General features: G+C 72.3%; 1 protein-coding gene. It reads right to left on the bottom strand.

The genetic code is table 11. The annotated features are described in order from the left end of the window. Nucleotides 1–32: 32 nt before the first annotated feature. Complete coding sequence (locus tag AC067Z_RS29660) at nt 33–18,914, bottom strand: amino acid adenylation domain-containing protein (RefSeq protein WP_478792709.1); 18,882 nt, start codon at nt 18,912–18,914, stop codon at nt 33–35. Nucleotides 18,915–19,026: the final 112 nt, after the last annotated feature.

Here is a 19,026-nt window from a genome sequence, read left to right as displayed (position 1 = left end):
TCCTTCTCCTCGGTACGGATGGTGTGGGTCGGTCAGTTGTCGGGGGTGATGCGGGACGCCCGGGTGCAGAGTCCTTCCAGTGCCCGGAACCAGGTCTCGGCCAGGTCCTGGACGGTGTCCCGGGAGACAAGGCCCTCCAGCCAGGACCAGTGAGCGGCAAGCACCGGGCCGTCCGCGCGGTCCTCGGTCACGACGTTGATGTTCAGTGCGTGGCCCTCGCGCATCGTGGGCTCCGGGCCGATGTCGGCCACGTCCTCCTCCGGGGCGTACGACCAGTCCGCCGCCTCCGGGATGCCGAAGCGGCCCAGGTAGTTGAACTCGATCCGGGGCGCTTCCCGCTGCGCCAGTACCTCGCGGGTGCGCGGATTGAGATGGCGCAGCAGGCCGTAGCCGACGCCGTTCGCCGGCAGTGAGGCCAGATGCTCCCGTACGCGCGCCACCGCCTCCTCGGCGGCCGGGCCGCCGGCGAAGGCGTCCGCCAGGTCGACCGGTCCGGGGTCGAGACGGACGGGGAAGACGCTGGTGAACCAGCCCACCGTGCGGGACAGGTTCGCGCTGTCCCCGGCGAGTTCCTCCTCGCGGCCGTGGCCCTCGAGGTCGACCAGCACCGACGTGTCGCTGCCCCCGTTGCGACGGCGCCAGTCCGCAACGGCGAGCCCGAGGCCGGCCAGCAGCACATCGTTGACCGTGGCGCCGAACGCGGCCGGGACGTTGGAGAGCAGCGGTCCCGTGCGTCCGGCCGGCATGCGAAGGTCCAGCTCGCGCATCGACGCTGTCGTGTCGCGTGCCGGGTCCAGCTCCCGTGCCAGGGGGAACGGTTCCGTGCCGCCGTCGAGTACGGCTGTCCAGGTGGGCAGTTCGGCCTCCCGCGCCGGGTCCTGCGCGAGCTCGGACAGAAGCCTTGACCAGCTCGCGAACGACGTGTCGACGGGCTCCAGCCGCGCCGGCCTGCCCGCCGCCACGTCCTGCCAGGCAGCGGCCAGGTCCGGCAGGAGCACCCGCCAGGACACACCGTCCACGACAAGATGGTGGGCCATCAGCAGCAGACGTCCGGGCTGTGTGCCCGCGTCGAACCACACGGCCCTGACCATGTCGCCCGCGTCCGGGTCGAGACGGGCCCGGGCGATGTGTGCGTGCTCCGCGACCGCCGAACGCAAGCTCTCGGCGTCCAGACCGGCAACATCGACCCGCTCGGTCCACGAACCGGCGTCGAGCCGCCCGGCCTCCGGAACCTCCAGGACCCAGTTCTCGGTGTCGTCGGCGGACGGCCGCACGAGCCGGGCTCGCAGCAGGTCGTGCCGGTCGGCCAGCGCCTGGAGCACCGCGGTCAGAGCGGTGCTGTCCAGATCCGGGGGAGTGCGGACGAGTGCCGCCTGGTGGTAGCTCCCGAAGGGGCCGCCGAGTTCCCGCAGCCAGTGCATGACCGGTGTGAGGGGCACCCTGCCGGTGCCGTCGTCGGAGGTGTGCGCAGGGTGGTCCGTGCCGGTGAGCTCGGCGACCGTGCTCAGCCCTGCCACCGTGCGGTGCCGGAAGACCAGCCGCGGTGTGATCCGCACACCTGCCGCGCGGGCCCTGCTGACCAGTTGCATGGCCACGATGCTGTCGCCGCCCAGCGTGAAGAAGTCGTCGTCCGCGCCCACCTGTTCGAGCCCCAGCACCTCGGCGAAGACCGCGCACAGGGCCTTCTCCACGGGTGTTGCGGGCTGCCGCCCCGAGGAGACGGCGGAGAAGTCGGGGGCGGGCAGTGCGGCGCGGTCGAGCTTGCCGTTGGGCAGCTTCGGCAGCCGGTCCAGCAGGACCACGGCCGCCGGGACCATGTAGTCCGGCAGCCGCGCGGCGAGATGGCCGCGCAGCTGCCCCGGATCCGGTGACTGACCGGCGGACGGGACGACGTACGCCACCAGCTGCTTGCGGGGGCCGTCCTGACGTGCCGTCACGACCACCTGTCCGGCTGCCGGATGAGCGGCGAGAGCGGACTCGACCTCGGCCAGTTCGATGCGGAAGCCGCGGATCTTGACCTGATCGTCGGCGCGGCCGAGGTAGTCGATCCGGCCCTCGGCCGTCCAGCGCGCCAGGTCGCCGGTGCGGTACAGCCTCGAGCCCGGCCCGCCGAACGGGTCGGCGACGAACCGCTCCGCCGTGAGCGCCGGGCTGCCCAGATATCCGCGGGCCAGGCCGCCGCCCGCCAGATACAGCTCACCCGTGACACCGGGGGGCACCGGCTGCAGCGAGGCGTCCAGGATGTACGCCCTGGTGCCGGCCACCGCCCTTCCCACGAGCGGCCGTTCGCTGTCCCGCACCCGTGCCACCAGGGCGTCGACGGTCGACTCGGTCGGCCCGTACAGATTGAACGCCTCGGTTCCGCGCAGGGCCGCGAGCTGCTCCCACAGTGCGGTCGGTACGGCCTCCCCGCCGACGCCGACCACCGAGAGCGGGCAGCGTCCGTCCCGCAGAAGCCCGGTCTCCGCCATCTGCGCGAAGAACGACGGCGTGACCTCCAGGAAGTCGAATCCGTGGTCGACGACGGCCTTCGCGAGCAGCTCCGGGTCGCGCCGGACCTCCTCGGACACCACGTGGACGCAGTGCCCGTCGAGCAGCCACAGCTGCGGCTGCCAGGAGGCGTCGAAGGAGAACGACCATGCGTGGCCGGCCCGGAGGTGACGCCTGCCGGTGGCCGCGACGGCCGGTTCGTACAGCGTTTCCCGGTGGCTGTGGAAGAGGTTGCCCACACTCTCGTGGGTGACCACCACGCCCTTGGGTCGGCCCGTGGAACCGGAGGTGTAGATGACGTACGCGGGATGCTGCGGAACGAGCGGGGCCATGCGCTCGCTGTCGGTGAGGTCGCTCGTGCCCTGGGCGGCGACACGTGCCGCGGTCGCGGGGTCGTCCACCACGAGCACGGGGACGCCAGAACCGGCGGGCAGTTCACCGGCCAGTGCGGCGGTGCTGAGGACGAGCACCGGATCGGCGTCGTCGAGCATGTCGAGCGTGCGGTCGTCGGGCCCGTCCGGGTCGAGCGGCAGATAGCCCGCGCCCGCCTTGTGCACGGCCATGATCGCCAGCAGGGTGTGGGCCGTGCGCGGCAGGGCCAGGGCGACGAACCGCTCCGGTCCGGCGCCGTGCGCCACGAGCAGCCTTGCGAGCCGGTTGGCCTCGGCGTTCGCCTGCGCGTAGGTGAGTTCCATGCCGTCCGAGGCGATCGCGGGCGCGTCGGGGGACCTGCGCACCTGCTCCTCGAAGAGGGCGGGCACGGTGGTCGGCCGCGCCGTGAGCGGCCGGTCGTTCCAGTCGTGGAGGATGCTGCGGCGCTCGCTGTCGCCCAGGATGCCGATCCGGCCGACCGGAAGGTCCGGGTCGGCCGCCACGGCCCGCAGGATGCGCAGCAGCCGGTCGGCGAACGACCGGGCGGTCGCCTCGTCGAACAGGTCGGCGCTGTACTCCAGCACACCGTCGACACCGCTGCCGTCACCGCGCTCCACGAAGTCGAAGGACAGGTCGAACTTCGCGGTGGTGTTGACGACTTCGTCCCGGCGGGCCCGCAGCCCGGGCAGCCCGGTGTCCTCTCCGCCGGCCGCCAGATACACCACCATCACCTGGAACAGCGGGTGTCGGGCCAGCGACCGAGCCGGGTTCAGGACCTCCACCAGCCGCTCGAACGGCACCTCCTGGTGGTCGAAGGCAGCCAGGTCGGTCTCGCGCACCCGGGCCAGCAGTTCCCGGAACGTCGGCTCACCGGAAGTGTCCGTCCGCAGCACCAGCGTGTTGAGGAAGAACCCGACCAGGTCCTCCAGGGCCGCGTCCGTCCGCCCGGAGATCGGGCTGCCGATCGGGATGTCATGCCCCGCACCCAGCCTGCTGAGCAGGGTCGCCACGGCGGCCTGCATCACCATGAACACACTGACGCCGTTGTCGCGCGCCAACCGGTGCAGTTCCGCAGCCAGGTCGGCGTCGAGCGACAGGTCGGCAGCGCCACCCCGATAGGTCGATTCCAGCGGACGCGGCCGGTCGACGGGTAGCGCCAGCTCCTCCGGCAGCCCGGCCAACGCCTGCCGCCAGTAGGCGATCTGACGTGCCGCCAGGCTCTCCGGGTCCTTCTCGTCACCGAGGACGTCCCGCTGCCAGAGCGTGTAGTCGGCGTACTGCACCGGCAACGGCGACCACTCGGGCGTCCGTCCCGCCGTACGGGCTCCGTAGGCGGCCGCCAGGTCCCCGTTCAGCGGCCCTTCCGACCACTCGTCACCGGCGATGTGGTGCAGCAGGAGCAGCAGCGTCCATTCCTCACGGCCCGTCCGGAACACATCGACGCGCAACGGCAGTTCACGGTCCAGCTCGAAGCCGTACGCGCCCGCCCGGGCCAGCCGCTCGGGCAGCTGACCGGCGTCCGTGTCCTCCACCTCGAACGGCACGCGCACCTCGTCCGCGTCCAGCACCCGCTGGTAGGCCCGCCCCTCCTCGTCGGGGAAGATCGTGCGAAGCGTCTCGTGCCGGACGACCAGATCGTGCACCGCCGCCCGCAACGCCTCGACGTTCAGCTCACCGGTCAGCCGCCAGGCCGAGGGGATGTTGTACGTCGCGCTCCGGCCCTCCACCTGGTACAGCACCCACAGGCGCTGCTGCGCGGAGGACAGCGGCAGCCGCTCGGGACGCGTCCGCACCCCGAGCGCCGGCCGGGCCCGGACATCGGCCGTGGAGCCCCCCGCCAACCGCTGTGCGAGCCGGGTCACCGTCGGCGCGTCGAACACCGTACGCAGCGACACGTCGGCCCCGAACGCCGCCCGGAGCCCGGCGACCAGCCGCATGGCGAGCAGTGAGTGGCCGCCCAGGGCGAAGAAGTCGTCGTCCACACCGACCTGGTCCACGCCGAGGACGTCCGCGAACAGACCGCAGAGGATCTCCGCACGGGGATCGCGCGCCCGGCCGCCGTTACCGCTCGCCGCCGCGAAGTCGGGCGCGGGCAGCGCCCGGCGGTCCAGCTTGCCGTTCGGCGTCAGCGGCAGCGCGTCGAGGACGACGAAGGCCGCGGGGATCATGTGCTCGGGCAGGGCCGCTGCGGTGTGGGCCCGCAGCGTCTCCGAGTCGGTGCCCTCTCCGGTGGCGGGGACGACGTACGCGGCGAGCCGCTGCTCGTGCGGTACGACGACCGCGTGGGCCACGGACTCGTGCCGGGCGAGCACGGCCTCGATCTCACCGGGCTCGATGCGCACGCCACGGATTTTGACCTGGTGGTCGGTGCGGCCGAGGAAGTCGAGCGTGCCGTCCGGCCACCGGCGGGCCAGGTCGCCCGTGCGGTACATCCGGGCGCCCGGGCCGCCGTACGGGTCCGCGACGAATCGCTCGGCCGTGAGGACCGGGCGGTCGAGGTAGCCACGGGCGAGTTGGACGCCTGCCAGATACAGCTCACCCGCAACGCCCGGCGGCACCGGTCGCAGCGCCGCGTCCAGGACATAGGCCCGGGTGTTCCACACGGGACGCCCGATCACCACCCGGTCGGCCCCGGGAACCACCTGGCCGGCGGTGACGTCGACGGAGGCCTCCGTCGGCCCGTACAGGTTGTGCAGCTCGGCCGAGAGCACCTCGTGGAAGCGCTCCGCCACCGGTAGGGGCAGTGCCTCACCGCTGCACATCACCCGCCGCAGACTCGTGCACCGGGCGGCGGCCGGTTCCTCCAGGAACACGTGGAGCATCGACGGCACGAAGTGTGTGGTCGTCACGCCCTGTTCGCGGATCAGCGCCGCCAGGTACGCCGGATCCTTGTGGCCTTCCGGCCGGGCGACCACCAGCGTGGCCCCGGTGATCAGCGGCCAGAAGAACTCCCACACCGACACGTCGAAGCCGGACGGGGTCTTCTGAAGCACCCGGTCCTCGGGTCCGAGGCCGTATGCGTCCTGCATCCACAGGAGCCGGTTGACGATGCCCTCGTGCGGGACGACAACACCCTTGGGGCGGCCGGTCGAGCCGGAGGTGTAGATCACGTAGGCGGGGCTCAACGGGTCGTACACGGAGGGCAGTTCACCTTCCGGGCCCTGCGGCAGCGCGTCCTCGATGACGCACACAGGCCGTGCCTCTTCCAGCATGAGGGCGAGTCGCTCCCGTGGCTGATCGGCATCCAGCGGCAGATAGGCGCCGCCTGCGCGGTGTACCGCCAGCAGGGCGACGACGAGGTCCACGGAACGCGGCAACGCCACCGCCACCGTGCGCTCCGGGCCCACGCCCATTCCGGCCAGGACCTGTGCAGTCCGGTCGACCCGCACGTCCAACTCGGCGTACGTCAGCCGCTGTTCGTCATCCACGAGAGCGAGTGCGTCCGGCGTCCGCGCCACCTGCGCGCGGAACAGCTCCGGCAGGGTCGTTGCCGGTACGTCGTGCCGGGTGTCGTTCCACCGGACGAGCACCGACTCCCGCTCGGCTGCCTCCAGGACTTCCACATCCCGTAGTGGTAGGTCGGGGTCGGCGGCCACCTGCTCCAACAGTCGCACCAGGCGGCGGGCCAGCCGCTGGGCCGTCGTCTCGTCGTACAGGTCGAGTGCGTACTCCAGCAGCAGGGTGAGGCGGTCCTGGCCCACCTCGTCCACGAAGGTGAAGTGGAGGTCGAACTTGGCCATGCCCGTGTCCATGTCGAACCACTCGGTCGGCATGCCGAGCACATCCGGGTCGCCGTCGGGCCGGTAGTGGTAGCCGAGCATGACCTGGAAGAGCGGATTGCGGCCGGCGACCCGGGGCGGGTTCACAGCCTCGACGACGTGGTCGAAGGGCAGGTCCTGGTTCTCGAACGCCTTCAAGGCGGATTCCCGCACTCGCGACAGGAGTTGACGGAAGGTGAGATGCCCTTCGCTGCCGGACAGGTCGGTGCGCAGGACGAGCGTGTTGACGAAGAAGCCGACCAGGTCGTCGAGCGCGTTGTCCGTGCGCCCCGCGATGGGCGCCCCCAGCGGAATGTCGTCCCCGGCGCCGAGCCGGTGCAGCATCGCCGCCGTGGCCGCCTGGAACAGCATGAACATGCTGGTGTTCGTGGCGCCGGACAGTTCGCGCAAGGCGCGGCCGGTGTCGCCGGCGAGGTCCAGGCGGACCTTGCCACCACGTCCGGTGGGCTCGTCCGGCCGGGGCCGGTCGAGAGGCAGCGACAGCTCCTCCGGCAGCTCGCGCAGGTACTCGGTCCAGTGGGCCAGCTGGGCTTCGCCGACCTGCCCGAGCAGCGTGTCCTGCCACAGGGTGTAGTCGGCGTACTGGACCGGCAGCGGCGCCCACTCCGGGGGGCGGCCCTCGAGACGGGCCCGGTACGCGTTGGTGAGATCACCGAGGAACGGCCGGTCCGACCACTCGTCGGTGGTGATGTGGTGCAGCACCAGCGCCACCACGTGCTCGCTGGGGTCGAGCCTCAATACCTCGGCCCGTACGGGGAGTTCCGCACTCAGATCGAACGGCCGCCGCTGAGCCGCCTCAATGCGCGCCGCCAGCTCTCCCTCGGTGACATCGGCGACCTGGAAGTCGGGTTTGGCCCGGCCCGGCGGCACGATCCACTGATATGGCTCGCCGTCCGACTCCAGGAATCGTGTCCTCAGACCTTCATGACGATCTGTCACGTCACCCAGCGCCGCCCGCAGCGCGTCGAGGTCCAGCTCGCCGCGCAGTCGGAAGACGAGGGGGAAGTTGTAGGCGACACCGCCGCCGGTGAGGCGCTCCACCAGCCAAAGCCGCCGCTGGGCCGCCGACAGCGGGATGCGCGCGGGCCGTTCGGACACCGGCCGCAGCGCGGGCCGCGCGGGCCGTCCGTCCTCCGCCCGCAATGCCAGCACCTCGGGGGTGGGCGCCTCGAACAGGTCGCGGATGGCCAGTTCCGCGCCCAGCTCGGTGCGGGCCCGGCTGATCAGCCGGGTCGCGAGCAGGGAATGGCCGCCCAGGTCGAAGAAGTTGTCCTCCGCACCGGTGCGGGGCAGCCCCAGCACCTCGGCGAAGAGCCGGCACAGCACTTCCTCGACGGGAGTCTCCGGGCCCCGCCCCTCCGACAGGGCGACCGCAGGCTCGGCATCCGGTAGCGCCCGCACATCGAGCTTGCCGTTGTCATTCATCGGCAGCCGGGGCAACACCACGAAAGCGGCCGGGACCATGTAGCCGGGCAGCCGCTGACCCAGGTCGTCGCGCAGCCGCCGTACGAGGGCCCCGCTGCCGCGTGTGGCGGTCGGAGTGTTGGCGTACGGGGCGACGCCACTGTCCGGGCGCGGGAGGTGCAGGTCGGCTGTGCGCCGGTAGGCCGTACCCCGTACGAAGACCGCGTCGAAGAAGCCCGGCTCGTCCGACCAGGTGGTCAGGACGCGGTGACCGTGGGCCGCGCCCAGCGAGCGCACTTCCTCCGGCTCTACACCCGCCGACACCGTCCCCGGCACCCGCCCGGCGTCGATCGCCCGCATCGCAGCGAGGTCGCCCGCCGTCCGCGCGTCCGGAATCCGCCGTACCCGAAGCAGCTCCAGTCCTTCGAGGCCGGCAAGCAGCGCGCCGGGCCCGGACCACTCGTGCATCGGGGCGTCGTTCAGCCGAAGTGCGTCATCCGGTGCCGACTGGTCGTCGTACAGCACCACGTCGTACCGGTACCGCGTCAGCTCGTTGTGGTGCTGTCCCGCCTTGGTGCGCACCTCGGCGCCGACACCGAGGGTGGCGAACCAGTCCGGGTCGACAAGCAGCTCCTTCTCCAGTGCGAGGCCCCGGTCCACGGCCCGGCGCAGGGCCTCCGGATCGGTGTCCGTGCCCGCGCGGGCGAGCTGGATACCTGTCTGGAACACACGGGCCTGTCGCAGATCGCGTACGTCGCCGAGGAACAGCGCGCCGCCCGGTGCCAGCAGCCCCATCGCGCCGCGGATCACCTTGCGCAGATGATCCAGGCTCGGGAAGTACTGCACGACGGAGTTGATGACGACCGTGTCGAAGAAGCCCGTCGGCAGCCCGTCGGTGACCTCGGCCGGCTGGCACCGCAATTCCACCTTGTGCGCCAGCTCCGGATCGGCCTTCAGGTCCTCTCCGATCTTGCGGATCACGGGTGCGGCGAAGTCGGTGGCCCAGTAGGACTCGGCGTCGGGGGCGAGCTGTGAGAGCAGCAGACCGGAGCCGACGCCGATCTCCAGGATGCGCTTCGGCCGCAGCTCGCGGATCCGCTCCACGGTGGCCGCGCGCCACTCGCGCATGTGCTCCAGCGGGATGGGCTGTCCGTCGTACGAGCTGTCCCAGCCCGCGAAGTCCTCGGTGAAGACCGCGGTGCCGATCTCGCTGTACTCGGCGGAGTAGATCTCCTGCCACTCGCCGATCTGCTCGCGCTCGGCCGTCTCCCGTGCCTCGTCGTCCGGTTCGGCCGGTACGACATAGCCCACCAGGCGCTGGGTGCCGGGAGCCGCCGTGTCGTCACGGGCGACCACGGCGGCCTGCGCGACCTGCGGATGCTGCGCCAGCGCCGTCTCGATCTCGCCCAGCTCCACCCGGTGGCCGCGGATCTTGACCTGGTCGTCGGTGCGGCCGAGGAAGTCGAGATTGCCGTCCGCGCGGCGGCGCACCAGGTCGCCGGTCCGGTACATGCGCTCGCCGGGCAGGCCGTAGGGGTCGGCGACGAAGCGCTCGGCGGTCAGACCGGGCCGGTCGAGGTAGCCGCGCGCCAGACCCACACCCGCGATGTACAGCTCACCCGCCACCCCGTCCGGCACCGGCCGCATCCACGTGTCGAGGATGCGGGCGCGGGTGCTGCGGATGGGGCGGCCCACGGTGGGCGTCGCGCTGTCGTGCGTACCTCCGCCGAGTGTGTTGATGGTGTACTCGGTGGGCCCGTACAGGTTGTAGCCGTACGTCCCCTCCGTGTCCCGCAGCGTGTTCCACACGGTCTCGGTGACCGCTTCGCCGCCGAGCAGGACCAGCGGCGGGCGGTGGCCCTCCAGCAGACCCTCCTCGATCAGCACATGTGCGTAGGTCGGCGTGACGTTGACGACGTCGATGCGGTGCGTCTCGCAGTACGCGACGAGCGCGGTGGCGTCGCGGCGCAGTTCCTCGTCGCAGATGTGCACCTCATGTCCCTCGACGAGCCACAGCAGCTCCTCCCAGGACATGTCGAAGGCGAAGGAGACGGTGTGCGCGATGCGCAGTCGGCGCCCGCCCGCCGACGCGATGGCGGGGGCGAAGATCTCCGTCTGGTGGTTGAGCTGCATGTTCGTCAGACCGAGGTACGGCGTGACGACGCCCTTGGGGCGGCCAGTCGAGCCGGAGGTGTAGATGACGTAGGCCGGGTGCTCCAGACTGAAGCGCACCTCGACGGGGGCGGCGGAGCAGTCGGCCAGTTCGGCGGCGGTGCCGGGATCGTCCAGCAGCACCCGGGGGACCGTGCCCGTGAGGGTCCCGGAGACGGCCGCGTTCGACAGCAGCAGGAGCGGCCGGGCGTCCTGAAGCATCAGCGACAGCCGGTCGGCCGGGTGGTCCAGCTCCAGCGGCTGATAGGCGGCGCCGGTGCGCAGCACGGCGAACAGCGCCACCACCATGTCGACGGAGCGCGGCAGGCCGAGGGCGACGACCGTCTCGGGGCCTGCGCCGCGCGTGATCAGCAGCCGGGCCATCCGGTTGCAGCGCGCGTCGAGTTCGGCGTAGGTGAGGACCTGCTGCCCGAAGACGAGGGCGGTGGCGTCCGGGGTCCGAGCCGCCTGGGCGGCCAGCATGTCGGCCACCGTCTCGTGCGGCACCGGCTCGCGGCTTGCCGCGTCCTCGTGGGTCAGCGCGGCGGCCTCGGCGGGCAGCAGCGGATCGAGGGAACCGACGGGCGCCGACGGGTCGGCGACCAGCCGGTCGAGCCACAGGGCGAAGCGGTCCAGCAGGGCCTGGGCATCGGGCCCCTCCACGAGGTCGGGACGGTACGCGAGGGTGACGCGGACACTCTCGCCGGGGGTGACGACGAGGTTGACCGGGTAGTGGGTGGCATCCACATTGGCCACGGCGGTCGCGCCGTGCCGTTCGCGCAGTTCGGCGAGGCGCTCGTCCGTGTCTGCGTTGCGCAGCACGAACAGCGTGTCGAAGAGCCGCCGGTGACCCGTCTCGGCCTGGAGCACACCGAGCCCCAGGTATTCGTGCGGCATCAGCTCCAGCCGCTCGCCCTGGACGCGGCGCAACAGGTCCAGGACCGGTTCGCGCGGGTCGAAGGCGATGCGCGCGGGGACGGTGTTGAGGAACATGCCGATCACGTTCTCGACGTCCGGCACCTCGCTGGGCCGTCCGGCCACGGTGGTGCCGAACACCACGTCACTGCGGCCTGTCGCGCTCGCGAGCGTCAGTCCCCACGCCGCGTTGAGCAGCGTGTTGAGTGTCAGGCCGTGGCGTCGCGCGCACTCCCGCAGCCGTGCGCCCGACCCTGCGGGGAGCACGGTCTCCAAGTGCTCGGGGATCACCGGTTCCAGTCCGCGGTCCGCGGCCGACGGCACCAGGAGCGTGGGCTCCTCCAGGCCGTCAAGGGCGCGGCGCCAGGCGTCCGTGGCTTCGCTGTCGTCCTGGTGCTCCAGCCAGGTCAGATAGTCACGGTACGAACCGGGACGCTCCAGCCCGGCGGGATCGCCCGCGCTCTCGTACAGCGCGAAGAGCTGGTCGAGGAAGAGCCAGGCGGACCAGCCGTCCCACAGGATGAGGTGGCGGCCGACGACGAGCCGGTCGCCCCGGTCGTCGCCGAGGCGTACGAGCAGCATCCGGAAGAGGAGGGGCCGCGTCAGGTCGAAGCGCCGGGAGCGCTCCTCGTCCATCAACGCGCTCAGCCGTACGTCCTGTTCGGCGGCCGGGAGCGCGGACAGGTCGACCTCTTCGAGCGGGATCTGCGGATCGCGGACGATGAACTGCACGGGCTCGCGCAGTCCTTCACTCGTGAAACCGGCGCGCAGGCTCGGGTTGCGGTCGAGCAGCGCGCGGGCGGCCGTCCGCAGACGCTCGGCGTCGACGCGTACCGCGAAGTCGAACGACTCGTGCACGGTGTAGACGTCCAGCGCGCTGTCGTCGTACGTGGAGTGGAAGAACAGGCCTTCCTGGAGCGGCGCGAGCGGCCACACGTCCTCGATCCGGCCCGGCGCGAGCCGCTCCACGCGGGAGCGCTCCTCGGGCGTCAGCGAGAAGGCGGAGGCGGCCGTCCCGTCGGCGGACCCGTCCTCGCCGACCGTTGCGGCGGCGGCCAGCGCCGCCGGGGTGCGGTGCTCGAAGATGTCGCGGGGGCTCAGCGCGAGCCCGGCGCGGCGCGCGCGGCTGGAGACGCCGATGGAGCTGATGCTGTCGCCGCCGAGCAGGAAGAAGTCGTCGTCGATGCTCACTTCGGGCAGTTTCAGCACGGCGGCGAAGATCTCCGTCAGCACCTGTTCGCGGGCATCACGCGGGGCGCGGGCGGCGGCGCGTACAGTCGACGGAGCGGGCAGCGCGGCCCGGTCCAGTTTGCCGCTCGGGGTGAGCGGCAGGGCGTCGAGGACGACGAAGGCGCCTGGCACCATCGGAGCGGGAAGCACGGCGGTGAGGGCCTCACGGAGCCCTGCCGCGTCCGGGCCTGTGTCGCTTGCGGGCACGACGTAGGCGACCAGCGCGTCGTCGCGGACCGTCACGGCGGCCTGGGCGACCTCCGGCTCGCGTACCAGGGCCGCCTCGATCTCGCCGAGTTCGATGCGATTGCCGCGCAGCTTGACCTGACGGTCGGTGCGGCCCAGGTACTCGATCACACCGTCCGCCCGGCGTCGCACCAGGTCCCCGGTGCGGTACATCCGGCTCCCCGGCGGGCCGTACGGATCTGCGGTGAACCGCTCGGCCGTCAGCGAGGGGCGGGCGTGGTAGCCGCGCGCCAGCTGCACACCGCTCAGATACAGCTCTCCCGCGATTCCGTCGGGGACGGGCCGGAGGCAGGTGTCGAGCACACGCAGGCCCGTGTTCCACACCGGTCGTCCGATGGGCACGGTGGGGCCCTGGTCCCCGTCGTAGGTGTGGTGCGTGACGTCGACGGCGGCCTCGGTGGGCCCGTACAGGTTGTGCAACGGTACGCCGGTGAGCGCCTGCCACCGCGCCGCGGCGGACACGGGCAGCGCCTCGCCACTGCTGAAGGCACGGCGCAGCGAAGCGGACCAGGCGGGATCCCCGGTGACCTCGTCCGCCCGCAGGAACGCGTCCAGCATGGACGGCACGAAGTGGAGTGTGGTGACCCGCTGTTCACGGACCAGATCGACGAGATGGGCGGGGTCGCGATGTCCGTCCGGCCGGGCGAGGACGACGGCCGCGCCCTGGAGCAGCGGCCAGAAGAACTCCCAGACGGAGACGTCGAAGCTCGACGGCGTCTTCTGGAGCACGCGGTCGTCGGGCCGCAGCCCGTAGGCGTCCTGCATCCAGGCCAGACGGTTGACGATGGCGCGGTGGGTGACGACGACGCCCTTCGGGCGGCCGGTCGAGCCGGAGGTGTAGATGAGGTAGGCGGGATCGTCCGGTCCGGCCGGCGACACCCGGACGGACGCGTCCCGCTCCGGCACCTTGTGGGTCTCCGCGTCGAGCACGAGCACGGTGAGGTCATCGGTCCGCGGCACAGTGCCCGCGGTGCCGGGCACGGTGACGGCCAGTGCCGCACCGGAGTCGGCGAGCATGTGGGCCACGCGGTCGGCCGGGTAGTCGGGGTCGACCGGCAGATAGGCGGCGCCCGACTTCAGGACGCCGAGCAGTGCCACCATCAGCTCGGCCGAGCGGGGTACGGCGACCGCGACGAAGGATTCGGGGCCCGCGCCCAGGGCGCTCAGCCGGTGGGCCAACGCCTCGGCCCGGGCGTCCAGTTCGGCATAGGTCAGCCGTTCGTCCTCGAAGACGACGGCCGTGGCGTTCGGTGTGCGGGCGGCTTGCTCGGCGACGGCCGCGGGCAGGGTGGTCGACGGGACGGTGTGCTCGTCCCCGGCGCTCGTGGCAGCCTCCCACTCCCGCGGGGACAGCAGGTCCACCGATGCGGCCGCCGGCCCGGGGTCGGCCGCGACCGTCTCCAGGATCCGCGCCAGCCGGTCGCCCAGGGCGCGGACGGTGTCGGCGTCGAGGCGTCCGGCATGGTGCTTGAGCCGCAGGTCGAGCCTGCGGCCCGGCTTGACGATGAGGGCGAGCGGATAGTGCACGGCGTCGTGGAAGGCGTGGCCGGTGATCCGCACCGAGCCGGAGGCGTCGCGCAGGTCCCCGTCGGACGGGTAGTTCTCGAACACGACGAGAGTGTCGAAGAGTTCGCCGCTGCCCGCCGGGCCCGCAATGCGCTGGATCTCGGCGAGCCCCAGGTGCTGATGGTCGAGCAGATGCGCCTGCTCGTCCTGGAGCCGGGTGAGCAGAGCGGCGAGTGTCTCCGCGGCCTGCCAGCGGAAGCGTGTCGGCAGGGTGTTGATGAACAGTCCCACCATGGACTCGATGCCGGCGACCTCGGTGTCGCGGCCCGAGACGGTCGTGCCGAACACCACGTCGTGGCGTCCGGTCATTCGCCCGATGAGCAGCCCCCAGGCCGCCTGGACCACGGTGCCGAGCGTGACACCGTGCTCGCGTGCCCGTTCGGCCAGCAGCGCGGTGGTCCTTTCGGACAGCTCCACACGGACCTGCCCGGGCCGCAGCGGCCCGCCGTCCGGCGGCGACGCGACCAGACGCGTCGGTTCGTCGACCCCGGCGAGCGCGGAGCGCCAGGCGTCACGGGCGGCGTCCCGGTCCTGGCGGGCGAGCCGGGCGAGATGGTCGGCGTACGGGGTGACCGCGGGCAGGCCGGGCTCGGGTGTGCCGTAGTACGCCATGAGTTCGCGGTGCAGCACGGGCAACGACCAGCCGTCCGCGACGATGTGGTGGAACGTCAGCACCAGACGGCAGTGCTCGGCGCCCAGCCGGACCAGGGCGCAGCGCACCAGCGGCGGCCGGCCCAGGTCGAACCGTGCGGCACGTTCGTCCGCGGCCACCGCTTCCGCCAGCGTCTCGCGTACCGCGCCGTCCTGCGCGGACAGGTCGACCTCGCGCCACGGCAGTGCGGTGTCCCCGACGATGATCTGCACGGGGGTGCCGTCGGAACGCTGACGGAAGCCGGCACGCAGCGGCGCGTGCCGGTCCAGCAGCGCCTGCGCGGCGCGGCGCAGCATCCCGCCGTCGACCGGACCCGACAGGTCGAGCACCTGTTGGACGACGTAGGCGTCGTCGCCGGGCCCGCCGACCAGGGCATGGAAGAAGAAGCCCTCCTGGAGGGGCGTCAGCGGCAACAGCTCCCGTACCGCGAGCGGCTCGGAGCCCTGGATCTCGGCGAGTTCGCCGGGGGAGAGCTCCACGAGCGGGGAGCGAGCGGTGTCCGCGGGGGTCTCGGCCAGGTCGACGGCGACCTCGGCGAGCGCCGCGACCGTGCGGTGGCGGAAGACGTCCCGGGGTGTCAGCCGCAGTCCGGCCTCCCGGGCGCGGACCAGCAGCTGGATGGCGGTGATGCTGTCGCCGCCCAGTGCGAGGAAGTCGTCGTCGACGGTTGTCGAGCGCAGGCCGAGCACCTCGGCGTACAGGCGGCAGAGCAGTTCCTCGCGGGCTGTGCGCGGGAGTCGCCCGGAGCTGAGCGCCCCGTAGTCCGGTACGGGCAGGGCCTTGGCGTCGAGCTTGCCGCTCGGCGTGACCGGCAGGACGTGCAGGGGGACGAAGGCGGAGGGGACCATGTAGTCGGGCAGCCATTCGGCGGCGTGCGCGCGCAGGGACTTCATCAGCGCGCCGACGTCGCGGAACGGAACGGGCCGGTTCGCGTGCGGGCACCGGCCGCCGGGACGGTAGAGCCCGTCGACAGCGCCGCCGGTGTCCGTGCTCCGGGTGAAGACGGCGTCCAGCGAGCCCTCGTCGGCGTCACCGTTCCAGGTGACGGCCACGCGGTAGCCGTGTTCGGCACCCACGGCGTGCAGCTCCTCCGGGTCCACGCCGACGGCGGCCGGGCGGCTGCTGTCCTCCAGCCGCCGCAGCGCGGAGAGGTCGTCGGTGAGGCGGGCGTTGGGCACCGCCGTCAGCCGCAGCCGGCCGGGCCGGTCCGCGAGCAGGGCGGCAACCTCGGGGATGCCCGCGGCCTCGGACCAGTGGACCTCCTGCTCGGCGGGTGCGGTGCGCGCGGGGTCGCCGAGCCGCAGCACGACGTCGTAGCGATAGCGGCTCAGCTCGTTGTGGTGGCCGGCCCGCTTGATCCGTACCTCGGCGTCCAAACCGTCGAGCCCGGCGAAGAAGTCGGGGTCGAGCAGCAGCTCGCCCTCCCAGCGCACGGACCGCTCGACGGCGGCGCGCAGCGCGGCCTTGTCCGTCTCGCCCTCGCCGTCGGCGCGCCGGGCCTCCACGGCGGCGCGCAGGGTGCGCAGCAGGCGCAGGTTGCGCACGTCGCCGACGAACACGCGGCCGCCGGGCGCCAGCAGCGAGGACACCTTGCGCAGGACGTCGGCGAGGTAGTCGGAGCTCGGGAAGTACTGCGCCACGGAGTTGATGACGACGGTGTCGAAGAATCCTTCGGGCAGTCCGTCGGTGTCGTGCGCGGGCCGGGCGCTCAGCTCGACCCGGCCGGACAGCTCCGGGACGGTGTCGATCTGGGCGCGCAGCGCCCGCACCGCCTCGTGCGAGACGTCCGTGCCCCAGTAGGTCTCGCATCCGGGTGCGATGCGCGACAGGAGGAGACCGCTGCCGACGCCGATCTCCAGGACGCGGCGGGGGCTTGTGAGTTCGAGGATGCGGTTCACGGTGGCGTCCCGCCACTCCCGCATCTCTGCGACCGGGATCGGGAGGCCGTCGTACATGCTGTTCCAGCCCGCGAAGTTCTCGCGGAAACCTTCGGACCCGGCGGCGCCGTAGAGGAGTTCGTGCAGGTCCTTCCACTCCTCGACCTGCTCGGTCTCGTCGTGGCCCGGCCGGGCGTCGAGCGAGGGCACGACGTACGCGGCGAGGCGCCGGTCGCCCGGCCGGTCCTCGCGCGCGACCACCGTGACCTGGTCCACGGCGGGGTGGCGGCGCAGTGCGGACTCGATCTCGCCCGGCTCGATGCGAAAGCCCCTGATCTTGACCTGGGTGTCGGCGCGGCCGAGGAACTCCAGGCGCCCGTCCGCCTTCCAGCGCACCAGGTCGCCGGTGCGGTAGAGCCGCTCGCCCGGCGTGCCGGGGTCGCTGAAGGGGTCGGCGACGAACCGCTCGGCGGTGAGGTCGGGCCTGTCGAGGTAGCCACGGGCCAGTCCGGCCCCGCCGAGGTACAGCTCACCCGGTACACCCGCCGGGACCGGCTGGAGACGGGCGTCCAGCACATAGGCGCGGGTGCCCGGGTCGGGGCCGCCGATGGGGACCACGGATCCGGCCGGGGTGTCGGGGTCGCACAGTCCGAGGGTGGAGTTGGTGGTCGCCTCGGTGGGGCCGTAGGCGTTGAACATCATCCTGCCGCGTGCGTAGCGGCCGACCAGTTCGGGGGAGACCCGCTCCGTGCCCGCCAGCAGGGTGGCGGCCGCCGGGAGGTGCACGTCCTCCGGCATGGCCGCGAGCAGGGCGGGCGGCAGGATCATGAAGGTGATGCCGTTGTCGTGGGCGTACTCCGCGAGCGGTGCGCCGGGCACCCGGCGCTCGGCCGGGACGACGACGAGACGGCCGCCGGACAGCAGGCCGAGGCACAGGTCCCAGAAGGCCACGTCGAAGCTGGGCGAGGCGAACTGCAGGACGCGGCTGTGCGGGCCGATGCCGAAGCGTTCGCTCTGGGTGGCCACGAGCTTGGCCACACCGCTGTGGGCGAGGACGACGCCCTTGGGCCGGCCGGTCGATCCCGAGGTGTAGATGACGTACGCGGCGTTGAGGACGGTGAGCGCTCCGCCGCGGTCCGCGTCGGCAGGGTCGTGGACCGGGCGGCCCGCCAACTCGGCCACGTCGGCGGGGGAGTCGAGCACCACACGCGCCATGCCCTCGTGCTCGGGGATGTCCTGAGCCGTGTCCGCCGTCGTCACGAGGCACACCGGCGTGGCGTCGCCGAGCATGTAGGCGATCCGGTCGGCCGGGTAGTCGTGGTCGATCGGCAGGTAGGCGGCGCCGGACTTGAGCACGGCGACCTCGGCGACGATCAGCTCGGCCGAGCGGGGCAGGGCCAGCGCGACGATGCGCTCGGGACCGGCGCCCCTGGCGATCAGGGCGTGGGCGAGCCGGTTGGCCCGCTCGTTCAGTTCGGCGTAGGTCAGCCGCTCGTCCTCGAAGACCAGGGCGATGTCGTCGGGGCGCAGGCGCACCTGGTCGGCGAACATCTCGGGCCAGGTGGCCGAAGGCACCGTGTGCTCCGTGGCGTTCCACTCCACGACGACGTGCCGGTACTCGTCCGGTGTCATCAGTGTCAGGGCGCCGACGGCAGTTGCGGGGTGCTCCAGGCCGTCGGCCAGCACGGTGGCGTAGTGGCCGAGCAGCCGGTCGACGGTGCTGTCCTCGAAGAGGTCGGGCCGGTAGACCGCCCGTACCTCGCCCGGCAGTACCTCCAGCATCAGGTCGACAGGGCCCGGTGCCCCGGTGAACGGCCGCGAGGCGGTGGCGAACGCGGTGTTGAAGAACAGGCCACCGCCGCGCGTCGGTTCGGGGCGCAGCTCGTCGACGAGGGCGGTGAGCTCGATCGGGTGGGCCTCGGCTTCGTCGCGGGCCGCCGCCGCGCGCCGTACGAGCTCGTCGAATGCGGGCTCGCCGTCGCAGGTGACGCGCACGGGCATTCCGCCGTGTCCCACGGTCACCTCGGGGGCGCCGCTGTAGCGGTGCAGTAGTGCGGCATACGCACCGAGCAGGGTCTCGTCCGGGGCGTCGAGCCCCAGAGGCCGCGTCCGGACCGCACGCTCGGCCGTCGCGGCCGGCGGGTAGGGCCGGTCTGCGGGCAGCGCCGTCTCCTGGGGGAGCGGTGTGAGCAACTGCCGCCAGTACGCCACGACTTCTTCAGAACCGGACACGGTGGCCGAGCCTCCCCAGCAGTCGTTCCCGGCTCCCGGCCGGGGTCGGTCGGCGTCATACTAAGGTAAGGATTACCTAATCCAACAGGCTTTCATGCGGCGGTGGGCCCGG

The sequence above is a fragment of the Streptomyces sp. NPDC043812 genome (genome assembly GCF_056436245.1).
Note: the sequence above shows the minus strand (reverse complement) of the source record. Positions and strands in the feature narration are given on the sequence as shown.